The sequence below is a fragment of the Bacillus sp. JNUCC-21 genome, from assembly GCF_041222765.1.
GTDB classification, from domain to species: domain Bacteria; phylum Bacillota; class Bacilli; order Bacillales; family Bacillaceae; genus Bacillus; species Bacillus velezensis.
The window spans coordinates 399403-419966 of sequence record NZ_CP166019.1; the positions used below are offsets into that span (position 1 = coordinate 399403).

Here is a 20564-nt window from a genome sequence, read left to right on the forward strand (position 1 = left end):
AAGAACCCGGTCACATACGTGATCGGGTTCTTTTTGGTTTACCGCGTAACGGCCTGCTGCTGCTCGGGCTGACGCGGTTTTTTCTTCAATATAAAAGATAGGAGGAAGCCGGCCAGCGCGATGCAGGCGGCTACGACAAATGCCGCATTCATGCCATGCAGGGCGGCGTTTGCCGGAGTTGTCGCATTTGCGTGCGCGGCCTGGCTGCTCATCACGGAAACTAGCAGCGCCGTACCGATAGAACCGCCGACTTGTCGGACGGTATTGTTCATGGCTGTGCCGTGCGGAATTAAGTGGCGCGGCAGGGCGTTGATACCCGCTGTCGTCACCGGCATCATAATCATGGCTGTTCCCAAAAGCCGCGCGGTATAAACGACGACAATCCAAATGAGAGACGTCGAGTCCGTCAGATTCATAAACGGCAGGGACGTGAGCAGGATGATGAAGAATCCGGTCATCGCAAGGCCCTTTCCGCCGATTTTGTCAAACACCCGGCCGATAAACGGAGACATCATCCCCATCACAATCGCGCCCGGCAAAAGCATTAATCCGGTATCAAACGCGGATACGCCCCGGACTTTTTGCGTGTAAAGCGGGAGAATGGTTTCCGTTCCGATCAGCAGCGCGAAAACAAGCGTTCCGAGCAGGGTGGTCAGGCTGAAAATCCCGAAAGAAAACACGCGGAATTCCAGCATCGGTTTTTTGAGCTTCATCTGTCTTGCGATAAAGAAAATCAGTGCGACCGCTCCGACAAGCAGCGAAGTCAGCACTTCAGCACTGGTCCACCCTGATGAACCGGCGCTTGAGAAGCCGTAAAGCAGACCGCCGAATCCGAGGGTCGATAAGATCACGGATACAATATCAATCTGTGTTTCTCGTAATGTCGTGACGTTTTTCATCAGAATAATCGCTAAAAGCAAATCGATGACTGCGATCGGGAAGATGATATAAAACAAAGACCGCCAAGAGAATGCTTCGACCGCCCATCCGGAAAGCGTCGGGCCGATCGCCGGCGCGAACGAAATAACCAAGCCGACCATACCCATGGCGCGGCCGCGCTTTTCCATCGGGAAAATCGTGAGAAATACCGTCTGCATGAGCGGCAGCATAATTCCGGCGCCGGCCGCCTGAATAATCCGGGCCGTTAAGAGCACCGGAAAGTTCGGGGCGAATGCGCCGACAATGGTGCCCGCCGTGAAAATACTCATGGCGGAAATTAAGAGGGTGCGGCTTGTGAATTTCTCTATTAAAAACGCGGTAATCGGAATCAAAATCCCGTTCGTCAGCATAAACGATGTTGTCAGCCATTGCGCTTTGTTGGCGTCTATATTGAAGTCATTCATAATGTGCGGCAGCGCCGTGATAAGCAGTGTCTGGTTCAAAATGGCGACGAACGCACCCGCCAAAAGAATCCCGACAATGACAGAGCGGTTGTATGGTGCAGTTTTAATACTCTTATTCAAGCTGATTCCTTCTTTCTTTATAGTTTGAGCAATGTTTTAACGGCTGCAAGCGGCTGGTGCAGCGGTCCGGCCTGCTCCAAATAACCGATGAGCGCTTTGATGAGAAAATCCCGCGGCTGTTTGTCCGCTGATTCTTTCTCCAGCATAGCCGCCGCGGAAGCGAGTCCTGCGGCGTCATATTTTTCCTCCGGAAGGGCTGAGACGGCTTCTTTCAGTTCCTTCAGGCTTTCAGCCAGCAATACGGTTTTGTCTTTCGGCTCAAATGAGGAAGCGGAGGCGATATAAAGGTCAATCATCTCCTGAGGCAAAGCGGTTTCGGCTGTCCTGTTTTCGACGATGAGATTGAGGTGGCGGATGATAAACTCCGTGAGCGGCTCCAGGGCGAGCGGTTCTTTTTCCAGCTTAATCAGCGTGATGCATTCTCTCAGGAGCCCCTGCAGGACGATCACCAGCTCCCATACATAAGGAATAATGTCTTCGCCGTACGTCTGAATCAGTGAATCGCGATGCCAGCAGATAAAGGTGGAGCGGGCTCTGTGGATATGCCGTTTTACCCGCTCATTAATGGAAGAGGGGCTTCCGTACATCAGCATATTAAAAAACTGCTGATTGCGCCTGAAGCCTTCAAGCTCAGCCATCAGTTTTTTGGCAAACCGTTCCTCAGGGGAGAGGCTTGTTTCTTCATTCAATAATGAAGCGGCGGCTACCATCTGTTTCTGGTTAAAGTCGAGCAGCTCCAACAGCAGGTCTTCCTTTGATTCAAACAGCTTATATAAAGATGCTTTGGAGACTTTGCACTCCTCTGCGATCGCCTGCATCGAAACCGACGAAAAGCTTTTCCCGGAAAAAAGCTTCCTTGCCGCCAGCAGAATATCCGTTTTCTTATCATTCATAAGCCCAGATTCCTTCTTTCGTCACAATAGAAAACCCATCGGTTCACAGAAAACCAATGAGTATATGATGAAAATATTAACAAAAATTTTTACATAGTGTCAACGCTTTTGTTTGAGGAACAGAAAAAACCTGCCGGAGTGTTCCGGCAGGCTGATCCGCTTATTTATCCGTCTTAAACCCTTGTTTTTCAAGCATTTCACGAATGTGAGGATAATAAAGCTGCTTATAGTAGGAGGTGATGCCTTGTGACCAGTTTCTCGTTTCCTGTCCGTCGGTGCGTTTTTTCATGTATTCGGACATCTGCTTGTCATAGGCCTCGATATGTGTTCTTAAATCTTCTTCTTGATACGTTTCATGATGCAGAACGGCTGCTTGCGGCAGACGAGGTTTTTTCGCGGAGCGGTCTGCCGGATGGCCGATGACGAGACCGGAAACCGGGAAAACGTATTTCGGAAGTTTCAGCAATTCAATGAGTTCGTCCGGCTTGCCGCGCACGGCGCCGATCGGCACAGTGCCGAGTCCCATTGATTCAGCCGCAGCCGTTGCCGTACCCAGCGCAATCCCGACATCTACGGCTCCGACTAAGACGGACTCTAAACCGTTCGTGATCTCAAGCGGTGTATCATTATACTCTTCAAGCGCAATTTTGGCGCGGTTAAAATCAGCGCAGAATAAAAGGAAAACCGGCGCTTGGTCAATCCACGGCTGGCCGCCAGCCAATTCGGATATTTTTTTCTTCCGCTCCTTATCTTTCACCGCAATAACGGTAAATTGCTGGCCGTTAATGGAAGTGGGCGCTGCCTGAGCGGCTTGGATGATAAGGTCCAGCTGTTCATCCGATACGGGTTCATCTGTGTAGCTGCGGATGGAACGGTGGTCTGTTAATAATTGAAGGACTTCGTTCATGTCATTCATCCTTTCGTTACTCTGACAGTTCTGTGCGGACGACGTCAAGCGGCGCACTCAGCACTTCTTTCGCTTTTGCCACGAATCCTTGGAAATGGTCAGTTGCGTTGTGGAATTTCATCGCTTCTTCATCTTTCCATTGCTCAAGCATGACGAACGTATTTTCCTCACCGACTTTTTCGAAAAGGTCGTACTGCACATTTCCTTCTTCCGCGCGTGAATGCTGAACAAGTGATTGCGCTTCTCCTAAAAATTCCTCGCGTTTATCCGCTTTTACTTTCATGTAAGCCTGTAAGACGATCATGGTTATTCCTCCTGATTGGGTTAATTTGTTATAGTTCGAATATTATCGAACTAACTGTAACATGTTTCGCTGCGAATGGTAAAGGAAAAACCCTCACCGCCTAAATTGTCACCCGCCGATGATCTGTGTTACATTTGACTCATGAACATTCCAAACCATCCTGAAACCGAACGCTTACAGCTGACAAAGGTTCTTCATGCTCTGAGTGATCCGCTCCGCTTAGAGCTGGTCAAACAATTGGCGGAAACAACAGAAAAAACGTGCGGAACCTGCGCTGATGTCCGGGTCGCTAAATCAACGCTGTCCCATCACTTCAAAGTGCTGCGGGAAGCGGGGGTCGCCCAAGTGCGCATAGACGGGAAGCACCGTTATTATTCCCTGCGCAAAGATGATTTACAAGCGGCGTTTCCCGGCCTGCTGGAGGCGATTTTGCAGACAGAACCGGACCGCTGGTAAATAAGTCCCCGATTCCGGGGGTTTTTTTATGCGCCGAAAACCGCCCGGTAAAGCCTGTGGACGCCTTCTTGAATATCGCTCTCCTTCAGGCGGGCGAACCCCAGAATGAGCTGCGGTTTGTTTGAATCGCCTCCCGCTTTCAGACGGAACCGGCTCATCGCAAACAGATCGAGCTGTTCTGCATCCGCCCGTGCCAATATCTCTTTTTCTGAACGGGCGCAGTCAAACTCAGTGACAAAATGAAGTCCCGCATTGGCGCCCTTTACACTGATTCTTTCTCCGAATGTTTCTTCCAAAGCCGAAATGAGGCGTTCCCGCATGTTCTTATAATGCTGCTTCATCTTTTTAATATGTTTCTGATATTCACCGGATTCGATAAATTCTTTCAGCGCGAGCTGGGCAAGCGTGCTGCACGTATGCAGGTCATACGTTCTCTCTTTGAACGTCCGCAAAAGCCCGGGCGGCAGAACCATATAGCTGATGCGCAGACCTGGGAAAAGGGATTTTGAAAAGGTCCCCATGTAGATGACATTTTGAAACCGGTCAAGGCTTTGAAGCGCCGGTATCGTATCGGCGTCATATTTAAATTCACTGTCATAATCATCTTCAATGATGAAGCGGCCGTTCTGTTCGGCGGCCCAGTTTAAAAGCTGAATCCGCCGGGAAGCCGGCATGATCACGCCTGAGGGGAATTGATGGGAAGGCGTGGTGATCAATACAGAGGGCCGGCGTTTTTCGATTTCGTTCATGGACATGCCTTTTTCATCAAGGCTGATCGTCGCCGTCTTTTTCCCGAGGTTTTGCAGCAGCCGGTACATCCTCATATATCCCGGGTTCTCCATGGCGTAGAGCGCGTCTTTTGGCAGCAGTTCCGTCAGCAGCTGCACCAGCAATTGCGTGCCCGCTCCGAGCACGATTTGTTCCGGGCGGCATGTAACGCCCCTTGTCAGGGAAATAAGCCGCGAAATTGTTTCACGGACTTCATATAAACCTTGCGGATGGACGAGTTCTCCGAGTGTATGAAATGAACGGGCGGCTGCTTTCTGCTCACAGCGGAACCAGCTTTTCAGGGGGAAATGCGCCGTATCCACGCTCATATGAGAAAACGAAATCCAGCCGCTTTTATCCGTCTCCCGCTCTTTCAAATTATCAGGCAATGAGAGCGAAGGCGTTTCTTCATGATAAACCGTATCAATTTCCTCCACGAAAAAACCTTTTCTTTCGACTGCATATAAATAACCTTCTGAAAGCAGCTGCTGATAAGCTGAATTCACTGAATTCACGCTGACCTTGAGTGTCTCGGCAAGCTCCCGTTTAGACGGCACCTTTGTATGAGGCATCAGGCTGCGCTTTAAAACGGCCGCTTTTATGTGCTGATAGATCTGCTGATAGATATAATCCGCCGTTTCCGAGTGATCAATGGAAATCGTCAGCATCCAGACCCTGCCCCTTTCTGATACCATGGATAAATTGATTTTGGTACTTTTCATCATACCAAAAAGAAGTCAGAATGATAAGAAAACAATGCAGGGGGATGGAATCTATGAGTCGAACAGCATCATCGGAAGTGACAACTGCCCAGTGGCAGCAAAAACGGGATCAATTCGTTTCCAAGGGGGTCGGCAACGGAAACCGCAGCATGGCGGTAAAAGGGGAAGGGGCGCTTTTGTACGATTTGGACGGCAGACGATTCATTGATTTTGCCGGAGCGATCGGAACGCTGAATGTCGGCCATTCCCATCCGAAAGTGGTGGAGGCCGTGAAGAAACAGGCGGAGGATCTGATTCACCCGGGATTTAACGTCATGATGTATCCGTCTTATATTGAGCTGGCCGAAAAACTTTGCGCCCTTGCGCCGGGAGATCATGCGAAAAAAGCGATTTTTCTCAATTCGGGGGCGGAAGCGGTGGAAAACGCCGTGAAAATCGCCAGAAAATACACGAAGCGCCAGGCTGTCGTGTCATTTACAAGAGGGTTCCACGGCCGCACGAACATGACGATGAGCATGACGAGCAAGGTGAAGCCTTATAAATTCGGTTTCGGCCCGTTTGCCTCAGAGGTGTATCAGGCGCCGTTTCCTTACTATTATCAAAAGCCGGCCGGCATGAGCGACGAGCAGTATGACGACTTTATCATCAGCGCTTTTGAGGATTTCTTTATCGCCGCAGTTGCACCGGAAACCGTCGCCTGTGTCGTCATGGAGCCGGTTCAGGGAGAAGGAGGCTTCATCATTCCGTCAAAACGTTTCGTCCAGCACGTCGCCGCTTTTTGTCAAAAACACGGCATTGTTTTTGTAGCGGATGAGATTCAGACCGGTTTTGCCAGAACGGGAACGTATTTTGCGATTGAGCATTTCGGAGCCGTTCCGGATTTGATCACCGTATCCAAATCACTTGCGGCCGGATTGCCGCTGAGCGGCGTCATCGGCCGGGCGGAAATGCTTGATGCCGCCGCGCCGGGGGAACTCGGGGGCACATATGCGGGAAGCCCGCTCGGCTGTGCGGCTGCGCTTGCGGTCTTGGATATTATTGAAGAAGAAGGGCTGAATCAGCGTTCCGAGGAGATCGGCCGGATCATCGAGCATCAAGCGCTCGAGTGGAAAAAAGAGCATGCCTGTATCGGAGAAGTGCGCAGACTCGGCGCGATGGCGGCCATCGAAATTGTCAAAGATCCGGACACGCGGGAACCGGACAAAGCAAAAGCCGCGGCGATCGCCAAAACGGCGAACGAGAACGGACTGCTGCTGCTGACGGCCGGCATTAACGGCAACATTATCAGATTCCTGACGCCGCTTGTCGTGACGGATGAGCAGCTCAAAGAAGGCCTTTCCATTATCGAAGCAGCTCTGTGAGTTCAATTATTGGAATGCCGGCGGATGTGTCTGCTATCATGAAAGTGTGAGATACATCAACCAGCATTCAATGGCTTTACTATAGCAGAGAAAGGAATGTTCAATATGCCAGAACAATTAACAGTGTACAACCCGGCAACGGGAGAGGCGATCGAAAGCATCCCCCAGCAGACGGCCGAAGATGTTGAAAAAGCGATTGAACGTTCACATCAAGCGTTTCAATCATGGTCCAAAACATCAGCGGGAGAACGTGCCTCACTTTTGAGAAAATGGTATGAGCTGATTGTTGAAAATAAAGAAGAACTTGCGGAATTAATTACGAAAGAAAACGGCAAACCGTACGAAGAAGCGGTCGGAGAAGTTTTATACGGCGCCGGCTATATTGAATGGTTCGCCGAAGAAGCAAAACGGATTTACGGCAGAACAGTACCTGCGCCGACAACGGGCAAACGGATTGTCGTCACCCGTCAGGCGGTCGGCCCGGTAGCCGCGATCACGCCGTGGAATTTCCCGAATGCGATGATTACAAGAAAAGCCGCGCCCGCTTTGGCGGCAGGCTGTACGTTCATCATCAAACCGGCGGAGGATACGCCGCTTTCCGCTTACGCCCTTGCGCGTCTCGCATATGAAGCGGGAATTCCGAAGGACGTGCTGCAAGTGGTGATCGGTGACGGAGCCGAAATCGGAAACGTCTTCACCAGCAGCCCGAAAATCCGCAAAATTACCTTTACCGGCTCAACGCCTGTCGGCAAAATCCTGATGAAAAACAGCGCCGACACCGTAAAACATATGTCAATGGAGCTTGGCGGACATGCGCCGCTGATCGTGGATGAAGACGCTGATCTTGATCTGGCGGTAGCCCAAACAATGGCCTCTAAATTCAGAAATGCCGGCCAAACCTGCGTCTGTGCGAACCGGCTGATCGTACACGAATCCGTAAAAGACGAGTTTGCGAAAAAACTGAGTGAAGAAGCTGCGAAACTCAAAGTCGGAAACGGTCTTGAAAAAGGCGTAAACGTCGGCCCTGTCATCAACAAAAAAGGCTTCGATAAAATCGTCGGCCAAATTAATGACGCCGTGGAAAAAGGCGCAAAAGTGCTGACGGGCGGAACGTATGACCAAAACGATGAAAAAGGCTGCTATTTCGTGACACCGACCGTGCTGTCAAATGTAGATACATCCATGAACATCATGCATGAAGAAACATTCGGCCCGGTTGCGCCGATCGTTACGTTCTCAGATATTGATGAAGCGATCAAGCTTGCGAACGATACGCCGTTCGGGCTTGCGGCTTATTTCTTCACAGAAAACTACCGCCGCGGCATCTATATTTCTGAACAGCTTGAATACGGCATCATCGGCTGGAATGACGGCGGTCCGTCCGCGGTTCAAGCGCCGTTCGGAGGAATGAAAGAAAGCGGCATCGGCCGTGAAGGCGGTACGGAAGGCATTGAGCCGTACCTGGAAACCAAATACATGTCTATCGGACTTTAATCAGCCGAAAAGAAAGCCCCGCTTCTAAGCGGGGCTGTTAATATTGAGCAGTCTGCCGGTGAATATCGCCGGCAGGCTTTTTTGATCTAGCGGGAATAATCGGTTCGATTCCAGACAAAATAACAGCAAATACGATTGAAAGAAGGTCGCCATCATGGATATATTACTGGCTCTTCTCCCGGCTTTATTTTGGGGGAGCATCGTGTTATTTAACGTCAAATTAGGCGGCGGGCCTTACAGCCAGACGCTGGGAACGACAATCGGGGCGCTCATCGTTTCGTTTGTGCTGTATCTGTTTGTCCACCCGGTGCTGTCTGGGCGCATTTTTATTGTCGGCATCATCTCGGGGCTGTTTTGGTCGCTCGGCCAAAGCAATCAGCTTAAAAGCATACAGCTGATGGGCGTTTCAAAAACGATGCCGATATCAACGGGAATGCAGCTCGTCTCGACTTCTTTGTTCGGTGTGATCGTATTCAAAGAATGGTCAACCCCGATCGCGATTACGCTGGGTATTCTCGCCCTTATTTTTATCATCATCGGGATTGTGCTCACATCTTTAGAAGATAAAAAGGGGCGGGCGGACGGAGAACCGGGAAACTTAAAAAAAGGCATTGTCATCCTGCTGATCTCCACGCTCGGTTATTTGGTCTATGTCGTTGTGGCCCGGCTGTTCGGCGTATCCGGATGGTCAGCGCTCCTGCCGCAGGCGATCGGGATGGTCATCGGCGGACTGCTCCTGACGTACAAGCATAAACCGTTTAATAAGTACGCCCTCAAGAACATTCTGCCGGGAATCATCTGGGCGCTCGGGAATATGTTTCTGTTCATCTCACAGCCGCGCGTCGGGGTTGCGACAAGTTTTTCCCTCTCTCAAATGGGGATCGTCATCAGCACGCTCGGCGGAATCTTCATTCTCCGTGAGAGCAAAACGAAGCGTCAGCTGGTCGCCATTGCCATCGGGATTATCCTGATCATTGTGGCCGCGGTATTCTTAGGCGTTGCGAAATCAAATTCATAACAAATGCAGGAGGTTTGAACATGTACACGGATTTAAAAGGAAAAGTCGTTGCCATTACGGGAGCTTCATCAGGATTAGGAAAAGCGATGGCGATCCGCTTCGGACAGGAGCAGGCGAAAGTCGTGGTTAACTACTATAGTAATGAAAAAGACGCCCAAATCGTTAAAGAAGAGATTCAAAAAGCGGGAGGCGAAGCGGTCATCGTTCAAGGAGACGTCACAAAAGAAGAAGATGTCAAAAACATCGTGCAGACCGCGGTGAAGGAATTCGGGACATTGGATGTCATGATCAATAACGCCGGCATGGAAAATCCGGTTCAGTCACATGAAATGCCGCTTAAAGACTGGAACAAAGTCATCAATACCAATCTGACCGGCGCTTTCTTAGGAAGCCGCGAAGCCATTAAATATTACGTAGAGAATGATATTCAAGGAAACGTCATTAACATGTCAAGCGTACATGAAATGATTCCATGGCCTCTGTTTGTTCACTACGCGGCGAGTAAAGGCGGCATCAAATTGATGACGGAAACGCTGGCGCTTGAGTACGCGCCGAAGCGCATCCGTGTCAACAACATCGGGCCGGGAGCCATCAATACGCCGATCAACGCGGAAAAATTTGCGGATCCCGTTCAGAAAAAAGATGTGGAAAGCATGATTCCGATGGGATATATCGGTGAGCCGGAAGAAATCGCGGCTGTCGCCGTCTGGCTTGCTTCAAAGGAATCAAGCTACGTAACCGGCATTACGCTGTTTGCTGACGGGGGAATGACCAAATATCCGTCATTCCAGGCAGGCCGCGGATAAGAAAAAAAGCGATCGCAGGCTCTTTAGAGCCGGATCGCTTTTTGCTTACGCGCGTTTTTTCTTTACAAGCGCCGTGATGGAAAGGATAATCGCCGCAGCTGACAGAACGATGGCTGCAATATCAAGCGCTGATACGCCGGATTTGCTTTCTTCGTTTGACTGTTCAGCTCCGTGCGCATCCGTCACGCTGGCCGATTTCGTGATTTTCGTAATCGAGTGAGGCGTGTCGGCTTTCTCATCACCCGTCCATTCTACAATGCTGCCGTCTTTGTAATATTGGTAAGCGTCCCAAGCGGCATCTCCGCTCTTTTCAGGATTTTTCGCAACGAACGTGAACTGCTGGAATTGGCCGGGCTGGATGCCGCCGTCCTTTGCTTCCCAAGTGACGGAGACCGCTTTGTCATCATGTTTGGATACGGATGTTTTCCAGCCCGGAATCGGCTGATATTGCTGAAATTCAACGCCGGCGGGCATTTTCAGCACGACTTTCGTTGTCGGCTCATTCTTTTCCACAGGCACTTTCATCGTGTACGTTTCCCAAGAACCGGCCGCGGATTCCGCGGGTTTGACTGAGACGTGGGCGCTTGCTGCCGCCGTAAAACCGACGAGTGACAGGGTCACGGCGGATATGAATAATAAAGCCTTTTTTTTCAACATGAGATACACTCCTTAGTTTGTCGTTGAGAATATTTGGTTGATTTCATTAAAATCGTTTGTCAGCCCGTGGACTTTGATCTTCCAGTTTCCCTTTTCGGTGATGGACAGGTTGGCGGCTTCAAATGTGCCTTCCTTCGTCTTCTTCAAATCAAAGGTGCTTTCATGCTGTTTGCCGCTGAAGCCCGTCTGGTAAACAGTGACCGTAAATTGCTGAATGTCTTTTACCAAGCTGCCGTTGTGATCGGTGACAATGACTTGAAATTCATTTTTGCCCGGCTGGTTCGGCGTAATGTGCAAGGACAGGGTTTCCCCGTTTCCGATCGTTTCTGAGCCGTTAAAAGGCAATGGCGCAGGCGGCGGCGGGCTGGGCAGGCTTGTGAAGACGGCGGTTGTAAATAACACCGCGATGCCTAGTGCCCATTCGGCCTTTATCGTTGCGCTGATGCTCCTTTTTCTGCTGAACTTCGTCATCCATACGTGAACGGCGCCGAGCACAAGCATGATGACAAACAGTCCGATTTTCAAAAGGAGCGTCTTACCGTAAGCGGTGTGAAAGAGTGAATCAAACGTGCGGATAATGAAAAATCCGTTCAGCACACCTGAAAATAACAGCACACCGACAGAGGCGAACGCCCAAGGAGAAAACCGTCTGACCGCCTCCCAAGCGATGGTTTTATCGGGTTTTCTCCACTCTGATGAAAGAAGCAGCACAAGCGCGGCGATACCGCCTATCCATACAGACGCGGCCGATAAATGGAGAAAGTCCATCGCGATGCCGACCGCTTTTTCGTCGATAACCGCCGCATGCCCGGCGAATGCTTTTGCCAAAAGCGAAGCGAAGAAGAACAACAGCGGCGCCGTCCAGTACGCAAATGACCGGAATGCTTTCTTCTTCAACAGCGGGATCATGGACAGGGCGAGCAGGATAAATAAGCTGATCTGGATCATCCAGACGTACCCGCCTGCCGTTTTCAGAAGCGTTTCTTTTACATAGTCCGGCTGGAACGCGGCGCTCCAAGCGCCGCCCGCGTTTTCTTTCGTCTGGATCGGGAGCTGGCAGATAAGCGCGAGCCCCGTTACACATAAAGAAATCACGAGCAGCTTTACAGTTCGTTTTGCTTTTGATGAATCTTTATTATTTCTGTACCAAAACAGATGGAAAAAAGCCGTGCCGATAAACAGGGAGAGAGCGGTGTACAAAATACCGCGGTCGATGGCCGCTTCGGGATGAAGCGCCGCTTGCGATGATGTCTGCTCCTGAAGTTCTCCGCCGGCTTGTCCGACACTGAAAGGGATGACGCCGGATACCGGATGTCCGTCGGCCGATACCGCGTTCCATTCCGCTCTGTAAATATCATGCGGCAGGTTTTTTTTCAATGCCGCGGTCATGATGCGGGTATCATTTTTTTGAATCACCGTTTTGCCCGCGTCGACCCGTTCGCCGGATGAATTATAGACCTTAATGGAGTGGAAGCCTTCTTCAATCTGTTCATTAAACTCAATTTCAATCTGCTTCGGCGCTTGTTTTAATTCGCTGTTCTCACCCGGATTTGAGTTTGTGATGTAGGCGTGGGCGAAGCTTGTTTTCGGAATCAAAACAAGGAACAGCAAAAAGATGAGCCAGCGTTTGTTCTGTCTCATGGATGATGACACCGCCTTCCGGTTGGTTGTTGTTATGTCTTGCTGCAGGTGCATCCCTTCTGCCTGTCGTGTAAGATGATGTCCGCCGCCTCGTCAAAGGTGCAAATGATCCCGCCGAATCCTTTTTGAAACCGTTCTGCGTAATCAAGCGTTGAGAAGGGAATCGCCTGAGGCCGGCAGCAGTGAAGGTCAATATCGGCATGGACTAAAAAGTATGCGGAAGCGGCCGTCAGCGTCGTCTGGAGAAGAAAATCTTTACAAATGACGTGGGACACTTCTTCCTTTTTATCCTCATACCGCAAAATCGCGCAATGAATGCAGCACATCTGCTCAACGGCTTGTGAAACGGTAATAAGCTGAACAGAATACGAATGCTGAATCGGCCGCAGGCAATAGCCGCATTGATTGGCGCTTCGTTCTGAAGCGGGAGGGAGGGTAATGCCGCCGGGTGTCCGGATAATCCGGTTTGCATCCGCCAGCTGATTGACGTCTCTGTACACGGTCATCTCGGAGACGCCGAATCTCTCGCTTATGTCAGAGATTTTCAGCGCGCCCTCTTCTTTCAGCCATTCAAGCAAGGTTTGCTGTCTGTGAATCGGAAGCAATTCTTCATCCTCCTTTTTATGCGAATGAGTGATGAACCTCCCTCTAAGAGTAGATGTTTTCACAAATGCACACAAGAGCCTGATGATAAAATATGTGAAAAAATGTTGAACAATCACAAATGTAAAAGACGTAGTCAGACTCTGTTATAATAGAAGAGTTGAATGGAGGAATAAACATGAAAGAAACGACCTGCCCGAACTGCGGCAAGCCGATTACAGGCGACATGGTCAGATCATCCATGATCCCGTGCCAGTTTCAGTGCGGGCATTGCCATGTGAAATTGCGTGAATATAAAGTATCAGCTCCGATTATGGCTGCGGCCATTGCGATCACGGTGCTTTTGATTTATCTTGTGCAGATGGCCAGAACCGCCGTCATGCCGATGTTTCCGGCAGCGCGGTATGTGCCGGCCGCCATTTTCGCGCTCGTATGTGCGTATCCGGTGTTTATTGTCAGTGAGCGGCTCATTGCCAAACTCGTCGTCACAAAAGGACACATTATATACAGAAAGCGGTAAGACACCTTTGATGAGGTGTCTTTTTTTGTTAAGGAGTTGTCACAGTCTCTGTGCCAAACTCCTCTTTACTTTTCATTGAATGGAGATTGTAAGCGTTTTATGATGAAGACACAGGGGAGAGAGAGAAACCCCGTGTCTTATTTATTTTCATCTGAAGGCAAGCAAACAGGGAGGGAATGAACATGCAGCAAGAACAGCAAGCTGGCATGAAAGTGAAGATACAGCGGTTCGGCAGTTATTTAAGCGGTATGATCATGCCGAATATCGGCGCATTTATCGCATGGGGAATTATCACCGCGCTGTTTATTCCTGCGGGATGGTTTCCGAATCCGCAGCTGAATACATTGGTAAGCCCGATGATTACGTATCTACTGCCGCTTTTAATCGCATATACGGGCGGAAAAATGATTTACGATCACCGCGGGGGAGTCGTCGGAGCGACGGCGGCCATCGGAGTCATTGTCGGAGCGGACATTCCGATGTTCTTAGGGGCAATGATTATGGGGCCTTTGGGCGGTTATCTCATTAAACAATTAGACCGTGTGTTTAAAGATAAAGTCAGACAGGGTTTTGAAATGCTGATCAACAACTTCACGGCGGGAATTATCGGAGCTGTGCTGACGATTATCGCGTTTTATGCGATCGGCCCGGTCGTCCTGTCTCTTAACAAATTGCTGGCGGCGGGTGTGGAAGTCATTGTCCACGCGAATTTGCTGCCGATTGCAAGCGTTTTCGTAGAGCCGGCGAAAGTCCTGTTCCTGAATAACGCGATCAACCACGGCATTTTAAGTCCGATCGGAATCGAGCAGGCCGCCAAAGCGGGTAAATCCATTCTGTTTTTAGTGGAAGCGAACCCCGGGCCGGGACTCGGTATTTTACTGGCATATATGTTCTTTGGGAAAGGCTCTTCAAGATCGACGGCTCCGGGAGCGGCGATCATTCATTTCTTCGGGGGGATTCATGAAATCTATTTCCCTTACATTTTAATGAAACCGATGCTGATTCTCGCGGCGATCGCTGGGGGAGCGAGCGGACTGCTTACATTCTCGATCTTTAACGCAGGTCTTGTCGCGGCATCATCTCCGGGAAGCATCATCGCCATTTTAGCGCTGACGCCGAAAGGAAGCTACCTCGGCGTGCTGGCGGGCGTCATCGTTGCCGCGGCCGTATCGTTTATCGTCTCGGCGCTTATTCTGAAATCGTCTAAAGCGGGCGAAGAAGATTTGACAGCCGCGGCGGAAAAAATGCAGGAAATAAAAGGCAGGAAAAGTGAAGCGGCGGCCGCGTTGGCAGACAAAGAGGAAGAGCCGGAAAACAGCGCCGCTGATATTTCCGCTGACCAAGTCAGCCGCATTATCTTCGCGTGTGACGCGGGTATGGGATCGAGCGCAATGGGCGCCTCCATTTTAAGAAACAAAGTGAAAAAAGCAGACCTGGATATTGATGTGACAAATACGTCGATCAATAATCTGCCGAATGACGCGGATATCGTCATTACGCATAAGGACCTGACTGACCGCGCGAAAGCGAAGCTGCCGCAGGCGGTGCACATTTCGGTTGATAATTTCTTGAACAGCCCGAAATACGATGAACTGATTGAAAAGCTTAAAAACTAATCAAACAGAAAGAGGGATTTTCATCATGGAAGTATTGGCTAAAGCGAACATCAAACTGAACCAGACAGTGAACTCAAAGGAGGATGCCATCCGCCTCGCGGGACAGACATTGATTGATAACGGCTACGTGAAGAACGGCTATGTGGAAAAAATGTTCGAACGTGAAGAAACATCATCCACGTTTATGGGGAATTTCATCGCGATCCCGCACGGCACGGAAGATGCGAAGGATGAGGTGCTTCATTCAGGCATTTCCGTCATCCAGATTCCGGACGGTGTGGAATACGGTGAAGGCAATACGGCAAAGGTCGTTTTCGGTATCGCCGGAAAAAACAATGAACACTTAGACATCCTGTCAAACATCGCCATCATCTGCTCAGAGGAAGAAAACATCGAACGGCTGATCAGTGCAAAGACGGAAGAAGAACTGGCCGCTATTTTCAGCGAGGTGAACTGACATGATTGCCCTTCATTTCGGAGCGGGAAACATCGGGCGGGGCTTTATCGGCGCCCTGCTCCATCATTCCGGCTATGAGGTAGTTTTCGCTGATGTGAATGAAACGATGGTCAGCCTTCTCAATGAAAAGAAGGAATATACCGTGGAGCTTGCCGACGGCGGCCGGCAGACAGAAATCATCGGCCCCGTTTCAGCCATCAACAGCGCGGTGCAAGAACAAGAGCTGTACAGGCTGATCAATGAAGCGGCGATCATTACGACGGCGGTGGGCCCGAACGTTCTCAGACTCATCGCCCCGTCCATCGCGGAAGGGCTGAAGCGCAGAACGTCCTCTGAGCCTCTCAATATCATTGCCTGTGAAAATATGATCGGCGGCAGCAGTTTTCTGAAAAAAGCAGTTTTCGGACATTTGACGGAAGCGGAGCGGGAACTCGTGAACCGGACGGTCGGCTTCCCGGATTCTGCGGTGGATCGGATCGTGCCGATTCAGCACCATGAAGATCCGCTGAAAGTATCTGTAGAACCGTTTTTTGAATGGGTCATAGACAGAACCGGCTTTGCCGGCGGCCAGCCGGTACTGGAAGGCGCGTTGTTTACGGATGATCTTACACCTTTCATCGAGAGAAAGCTGTTTACCGTCAATACCGGTCATGCCGTTACGGCGTACGTCGGCTATCAGCGCGGATTAAAAACCGTCAAAGAGGCCATCGGCCATCCGGAAATCCGGCGTGTCGTGTACGATGCACTTTCAGAAACGGGCGAGTACTTAGTGAAAGCGTACGGCTTTAAGCAAGCCGAACACGAGCAGTACATGAAGAAAATCATCGGCCGCTTTGAAAATGAATACATCACGGATGATGTGACGAGGGTTGCCAGATCACCGCTCAGAAAACTCGGAGCGAATGACAGATTAGTAGGGCCGGCCAAAAAAATAAAAGAACCGAACGCGCTGGCAGAAGGCATCGCCGCCGCCCTGCGCTTTGACTATCAGGATGATCCGGAAGCGGTTGAGCTGCAAAAGCTTATCGCGGAAAAAGGCACGAGCGGCGTTCTTCAAGACATTTGCGGTATTCAGCCGCATGAACCGCTGCACGGCATCGTGCTCAAAAAGCTCAATCAATAAAAATGAACCCGCGTCGGGGGACGCGGGTTTTTTCTTGCGTTATAATGAGAGGGAAGGGAGGCTGCGTGATGAATCAGAAGCTATTGCCCCATCGTTTTCCGTTTCTTTTGATTGACGGCACGACGAACAGTGAAGCCGGAAAATGGGCGGCTGCTTACAAAAACATCAGTGAAAATGACTGGTTTATAACTGAATCCCAAAGAGAGATGCCATTTTCGCTCGTCGTTGAAGCAATGGCCCAAACGGCGGCTTGCGCGGGAATTACCGGCGGTGACGGCCTCGGTCTCTTATCCGCGGTGAAGAAAGCGGAAAGGTTAGGTGCCGCTTTGCCGGGAGACCGTCTGGATCTTTTTTTTGAGGTCACGAGAATCAGACGCGGTTTTGTGTTCGGCCGGGCGAAAGCGTCCGTTGCCGGGAAGCCTGTGGCGGAAGCTGAGCTCAGCATATTTATCCAGCCATCGTAAAAAAAGCCGCCTCCATCGGCGGCTTTCGGACAAGCGTGTTATTTTGTATCATAATCTCTTTCACTTTGTGAATTGTCCCTTTGGTCATGTTTGTGTTTTTCGTCATTGGCGTTTTCCTTCAGCTCTTCCAGCGGAATCGGATCGGTTAAATCATGATGTTCAGGATTTTCATTCGGTTTGTTCTTTTGTTTTCTTTCTTTCATCCTCCATCACCTCAATATTTCTTTTCCTCAACGTTCTCCCCGCCAAACGCAGGAAGCGGTTCTTTGTTCCTGCGGGTCATATGTATTAAAATAGAGACGACTACATTATAAAAAGTGAGGTACATATATGCCGATACAAAGAGAAGACGCAGATATTAAACTGATCGCGATTGATATGGACGGAACCCTGCTCAATGACGAGCAGCTCATCCCGGAGGAAAACCGGCGGGCGATCAAGGAAGCGGAGGCGAAAGGAATTCACGTCGTCATCAGCACAGGACGCACGCTGATGACCTGCCGCGAACTGGCTGAGTCTCTCGAGCTGTCATCCTTTTTAATCACGGCAAACGGCAGCGAAATCTGGGATTCCAACTTTGAGCTGGTTGAGCGCAAGCTTCTTCATACCGATCATATTCAAAAATTATGGGATCTGAGGAATAAGCACAACACGAATTTCTGGGCCTCTACCGTCGATAGAGTGTGGAGAGGGGAATTCCCGGAAACGATTACGGATCATCAGTGGCTCAAGTTCGGATTCGAAATCGAGGATGACGAAGTGCGGAATGAGGTGCTGAAAGAGCTCAAGGAATACAAGGAGCTCGAGATCACAAACTCCAGTCCGATCAACATCGAAGTCAATGCCCTCGGTATCAACAAAGCGGCTGCGCTGGCGAAGGTATCGGAAAAACTCGGCTTCACGATGGAAAATGTGATGGCCATGGGTGACAGTCTGAATGACATTGCCATGATTGAAAAAGCGGGTGTCGGCGTCGCCATGGGGAATGCGCAGGACATTGTGAAAGAAACAGCTGACTGGGTGACTGATGTCAACACGGAAAACGGGGTCGCCAAAGCGATCCGCCACTGGGTGTTATAATAGAAAAAAGAGAGAGTCTCAGTATGAGACTCTCTTTTTTTTGTTTTGTCAGATTTGTGACTAGGTCCATGGTAGGTTTTCTGACAAAAGGATGTTCAAACCTGTCAGAAATAAATATAATGAAGAGAAATCCAACTATTCGGAATAGTCATTCCGAATAGCGGAATGATAATCATATAAAACGTTTACAATACAGGAGGGATCTTATGTTTCAGATTGACATCAATTGTGATTTAGGAGAGAGTTTCGGTGCTTATAAAATCGGACTGGATGAAGAGATTTTGGATTATGTGACATCTGCAAACATCGCCTGCGGCTTTCATGCGGGTGATCCCAGCGTGATGCGCAAAACGGTTGCGCTTGCGGCGGAAAAAGGCGTGAAAATCGGCGCTCATCCCGGGCTGTTCGATCTGCAGGGATTCGGGCGGCGGCAGATCGCGATTACGCCCGAGGAAGCGTATGATCTGACGCTGTATCAAATCGGCGCGCTGTCAGGGTTTTTAAAAGCAGAAGGTGTCGAGATGCAGCATGTGAAGCCGCACGGCGCTTTATATAATATGGCCGCCGTCAATCCCGGCCTGTCAGAAGCCATCGCTCAGGCGGTCTGTCATTTTGATCCCGGGCTTATTCTTTTCGGGCTTTCCGGAAGCGAGCTGATTAAAGCGGGAGATCGAATCGGACTGAGGACGGCAAGCGAAGTGTTTGCGGACCGCACCTATCAGGAAGATGGCACGCTGACGCCGCGTTCAGAGCCGGATGCGCTGATTCAGGATGACAAAAAAGCGGTCGGTCAAGTGATTCAAATGGTGAAAGACAGCACGGTGACATCACGTAAGGGACAAGCTGTAAGCCTGAAAGCGGACACGGTCTGCATTCACGGAGACGGAGCCCACGCCCTCACATTCGCAAAAACAATCAAAAAAGAATTAAAAGCGGCAGACATTCAAATCAGCGCGCTTTCAAAAGACTGAGCAGCAGAGGGAGGAAGACAGCATGGAGCAAAAGAAAAAAACAGCCGGAAAGGCTTCCGGCAAATGGTCGCTTCTTTTAGGCGCGACATTTTTGATGGCGACATCATCAATCGGGCCCGGCTTTCTGACGCAAACGGCCACGTTTACCAATACATTGGCGGCAAGCTTCGGCTTTATCATTTTAATTTCTATTATTTTGGACATTTTCGCGCAAACCAATGTATGGCGGATTATCGCGGTTTCCGGAAAGCGCGGCCAAGAGATTGCCAATATGGTGCTTCCGGGCGCCGGTTATGCCATTGCTTTTCTGGTCGTGCTCGGCGGACTTGCGTTTAATATCGGAAACATCGGCGGCGCGGGTCTCGGTCTTCAAGTATTATTCGGGATCAAACCGGAGATCGGCGCTTTAATCAGCGCAGCGGTCGCGGTGCTGATTTTTGTCATAAAGGAAGCCGGAAAAGTCATGGACCGTTTTATGCAGATCGCCGGAATCGTCATGATCATATTGACTGTGTATGTTGCCGTAACGACGGCTCCGCCGGTCGGACACGCCGTTGTGAAAACTTTTATGCCTGATCATATCAGTGTGCTGGCGATCGTGACGCTTGTCGGCGGCACGGTCGGCGGATACATTACATTTGCCGGCGGCCACCGTTTGCTTGATTCAGGCATCCAAGGGAAGGAAGTCCTCCCTCAGGTTACGAAAAGCTCCATCACAGGCGTTCTGATTACATCGATTATGCGGATTGCCCTGTTTCTCGCCGTGCTCGGCGTCGTCTCAAAGGGCCTGAGCATTGATCCTGATAATCCGGCGGCTTCTGTATTCCGGCTTGCGGCGGGAAATGTAGGCTATAAAATTTTCGGCGTCATCATGTGGTCTGCCGCTATCACGTCTGTCATCGGCGCCGCCTATACATCGGTATCATTTTTCAAATCATTTTCAACAAAAATCGAAAAGCACTCACATGGCGTCATTATCGGTTTTATCATCGTATCCACTCTTATTTTTGTTACGATCGGCCAGCCTGCCAAAATTCTGGTCGCGGTCGGTTCGCTTAACGGCTTAATTCTGCCGCTTGCATTAGCGATGATACTGTTGGGCGCTTATAAGAAAAAAATCGTCGGCGATTACAAGCATCCGATCTGGCTCACGATTGCAGGGGCGATCGTAGTGGTTGTCATGGCGGTTATGGGCATCTATACATTATTCACGCAGATGCCGCAGCTATGGAGCTGATGA

The 20564-nt window shown here is 50.2% G+C and carries 22 protein-coding genes; 13 read left to right on the forward strand and 9 right to left on the reverse strand.

From position 1 onward, the window contains the following. Positions 1 to 38: 38 nt before the first annotated feature. The 4 genes from JNUCC21_RS02025 to JNUCC21_RS02040 all read right to left on the reverse strand — a co-directional run bounded on the left by JNUCC21_RS02025 (position 39) and on the right by JNUCC21_RS02040 (position 3567). Positions 39 to 1463: an MDR family MFS transporter gene (locus JNUCC21_RS02025; RefSeq protein WP_063096193.1), complete on the reverse strand. Its 1425-nt coding sequence runs from the start codon at positions 1461 to 1463 to the stop codon at positions 39 to 41. A gap of 17 nt (positions 1464 to 1480) precedes the next feature. Continuing rightward, positions 1481 to 2356 (reverse strand): TetR/AcrR family transcriptional regulator, encoded by an 876-nt coding sequence (locus JNUCC21_RS02030; protein WP_015416814.1) that lies wholly within the window; start codon positions 2354 to 2356, stop codon positions 1481 to 1483. A gap of 160 nt (positions 2357 to 2516) precedes the next feature. Next, on the reverse strand, positions 2517 to 3263 hold the full coding sequence (gene nfsA / locus JNUCC21_RS02035; RefSeq protein ID WP_025284232.1) for an oxygen-insensitive NADPH nitroreductase: 747 nt from the start codon (positions 3261 to 3263) through the stop codon (positions 2517 to 2519). Between the two features lie 16 nt (positions 3264 to 3279). Then, positions 3280 to 3567: a putative quinol monooxygenase gene (locus tag JNUCC21_RS02040; RefSeq protein ID WP_003156323.1), complete on the reverse strand. Its 288-nt coding sequence runs from the start codon at positions 3565 to 3567 to the stop codon at positions 3280 to 3282. Positions 3568 to 3708: 141 nt separating this feature from the next. Between JNUCC21_RS02040 and JNUCC21_RS02045 the strand changes: the two genes are divergently transcribed. Continuing rightward, positions 3709 to 4023: a helix-turn-helix transcriptional regulator gene (locus JNUCC21_RS02045; RefSeq protein WP_032866940.1), complete on the forward strand. Its 315-nt coding sequence runs from the start codon at positions 3709 to 3711 to the stop codon at positions 4021 to 4023. A gap of 26 nt (positions 4024 to 4049) precedes the next feature. On the opposite strand, the gene JNUCC21_RS02050 is transcribed toward JNUCC21_RS02045, so the two are convergent. Continuing rightward, positions 4050 to 5459: a PLP-dependent aminotransferase family protein gene (locus tag JNUCC21_RS02050; RefSeq protein WP_043021405.1), complete on the reverse strand. Its 1410-nt coding sequence runs from the start codon at positions 5457 to 5459 to the stop codon at positions 4050 to 4052. Between the two features lie 107 nt (positions 5460 to 5566). Here JNUCC21_RS02050 and gabT point away from each other — a divergent pair, with 107 nt between their 5' ends. The 4 genes from gabT (at position 5567) to gdh (ending at position 10192) form a co-directional block, all read left to right on the forward strand. After that, the gene (gene gabT, locus JNUCC21_RS02055) at positions 5567 to 6874 is read left to right on the forward strand and encodes a 4-aminobutyrate--2-oxoglutarate transaminase (protein ID WP_023356706.1); all 1308 of its coding nucleotides are present in this window, start codon (positions 5567 to 5569) and stop codon (positions 6872 to 6874) included. A 105-nt stretch (positions 6875 to 6979) separates the two neighbouring features. Then, positions 6980 to 8368: a succinate-semialdehyde dehydrogenase gene (gene gabD, locus JNUCC21_RS02060; protein WP_007410282.1), complete on the forward strand. Its 1389-nt coding sequence runs from the start codon at positions 6980 to 6982 to the stop codon at positions 8366 to 8368. A gap of 154 nt (positions 8369 to 8522) precedes the next feature. Continuing rightward, on the forward strand, positions 8523 to 9386 hold the full coding sequence (locus JNUCC21_RS02065) for a RhaT/GlcU family sugar-proton symporter (protein ID WP_003156317.1): 864 nt from the start codon (positions 8523 to 8525) through the stop codon (positions 9384 to 9386). 20 nt (positions 9387 to 9406) lie between these two features. Then, positions 9407 to 10192: a glucose 1-dehydrogenase gene (gdh, locus tag JNUCC21_RS02070; RefSeq protein ID WP_076425704.1), complete on the forward strand. Its 786-nt coding sequence runs from the start codon at positions 9407 to 9409 to the stop codon at positions 10190 to 10192. A 45-nt stretch (positions 10193 to 10237) separates the two neighbouring features. Here gdh and JNUCC21_RS02075 read toward each other — a convergent pair whose 3' ends face one another. From JNUCC21_RS02075 to JNUCC21_RS02085, 3 genes are read right to left on the reverse strand one after another with little or no spacing between them, the layout of a single operon-like run. Beyond that, positions 10238 to 10849, reverse strand: a complete 612-nt coding sequence (locus JNUCC21_RS02075; protein ID WP_025284236.1) for a YcnI family protein — start codon at positions 10847 to 10849, stop codon at positions 10238 to 10240. Between the two features lie 12 nt (positions 10850 to 10861). Then, the gene (locus tag JNUCC21_RS02080) at positions 10862 to 12490 is read right to left on the reverse strand and encodes a copper resistance CopC/CopD family protein (protein ID WP_369878520.1); all 1629 of its coding nucleotides are present in this window, start codon (positions 12488 to 12490) and stop codon (positions 10862 to 10864) included. 32 nt (positions 12491 to 12522) lie between these two features. Further along, positions 12523 to 13095 carry a DeoR family transcriptional regulator gene (locus tag JNUCC21_RS02085; RefSeq protein ID WP_032870800.1) on the reverse strand — a complete coding sequence of 191 codons (573 nt, stop codon included), beginning with the start codon at positions 13093 to 13095 and terminating at the stop codon, positions 12523 to 12525. A gap of 176 nt (positions 13096 to 13271) precedes the next feature. Here JNUCC21_RS02085 and JNUCC21_RS02090 point away from each other — a divergent pair, with 176 nt between their 5' ends. The 5 genes from JNUCC21_RS02090 to JNUCC21_RS02110 all read left to right on the forward strand — a co-directional run bounded on the left by JNUCC21_RS02090 (position 13272) and on the right by JNUCC21_RS02110 (position 17273). Then, complete coding sequence (locus JNUCC21_RS02090; protein WP_003156306.1) at positions 13272 to 13613, forward strand: hypothetical protein; 342 nt, start codon at positions 13272 to 13274, stop codon at positions 13611 to 13613. A 176-nt stretch (positions 13614 to 13789) separates the two neighbouring features. Next, entirely contained in the window at positions 13790 to 15229 is a 1440-nt protein-coding gene (locus JNUCC21_RS02095) for a PTS mannitol transporter subunit IICB (RefSeq protein ID WP_369878521.1), read from the forward strand. 25 nt (positions 15230 to 15254) lie between these two features. Continuing rightward, positions 15255 to 15686 carry a PTS sugar transporter subunit IIA gene (locus tag JNUCC21_RS02100; RefSeq protein ID WP_012116817.1) on the forward strand — a complete coding sequence of 144 codons (432 nt, stop codon included), beginning with the start codon at positions 15255 to 15257 and terminating at the stop codon, positions 15684 to 15686. Between the two features lies 1 nt (position 15687). Then, the gene (locus JNUCC21_RS02105; protein ID WP_007410292.1) at positions 15688 to 16809 is read left to right on the forward strand and encodes a mannitol-1-phosphate 5-dehydrogenase; all 1122 of its coding nucleotides are present in this window, start codon (positions 15688 to 15690) and stop codon (positions 16807 to 16809) included. A gap of 68 nt (positions 16810 to 16877) precedes the next feature. Continuing rightward, on the forward strand, positions 16878 to 17273 hold the full coding sequence (locus JNUCC21_RS02110) for a 3-hydroxyacyl-ACP dehydratase FabZ family protein (protein WP_003156298.1): 396 nt from the start codon (positions 16878 to 16880) through the stop codon (positions 17271 to 17273). A gap of 38 nt (positions 17274 to 17311) precedes the next feature. On the opposite strand, the gene JNUCC21_RS02115 is transcribed toward JNUCC21_RS02110, so the two are convergent. Next, the gene (locus tag JNUCC21_RS02115; RefSeq protein WP_003156294.1) at positions 17312 to 17476 is read right to left on the reverse strand and encodes a hypothetical protein; all 165 of its coding nucleotides are present in this window, start codon (positions 17474 to 17476) and stop codon (positions 17312 to 17314) included. A 127-nt stretch (positions 17477 to 17603) separates the two neighbouring features. Between JNUCC21_RS02115 and JNUCC21_RS02120 the strand changes: the two genes are divergently transcribed. The 3 genes from JNUCC21_RS02120 (at position 17604) to JNUCC21_RS02130 (ending at position 20561) form a co-directional block, all read left to right on the forward strand. Next, positions 17604 to 18353 carry a Cof-type HAD-IIB family hydrolase gene (locus JNUCC21_RS02120; RefSeq protein WP_003156292.1) on the forward strand — a complete coding sequence of 250 codons (750 nt, stop codon included), beginning with the start codon at positions 17604 to 17606 and terminating at the stop codon, positions 18351 to 18353. A gap of 206 nt (positions 18354 to 18559) precedes the next feature. Further along, positions 18560 to 19324, forward strand: coding sequence for a 5-oxoprolinase subunit PxpA (locus tag JNUCC21_RS02125; protein WP_007410294.1), 765 nt, complete (start codon positions 18560 to 18562; stop codon positions 19322 to 19324). Between the two features lie 22 nt (positions 19325 to 19346). Then, positions 19347 to 20561 (forward strand): NRAMP family divalent metal transporter, encoded by a 1215-nt coding sequence (locus JNUCC21_RS02130; RefSeq protein WP_059368251.1) that lies wholly within the window; start codon positions 19347 to 19349, stop codon positions 20559 to 20561. The last annotated feature ends 3 nt before the right edge of the window (positions 20562 to 20564 follow it).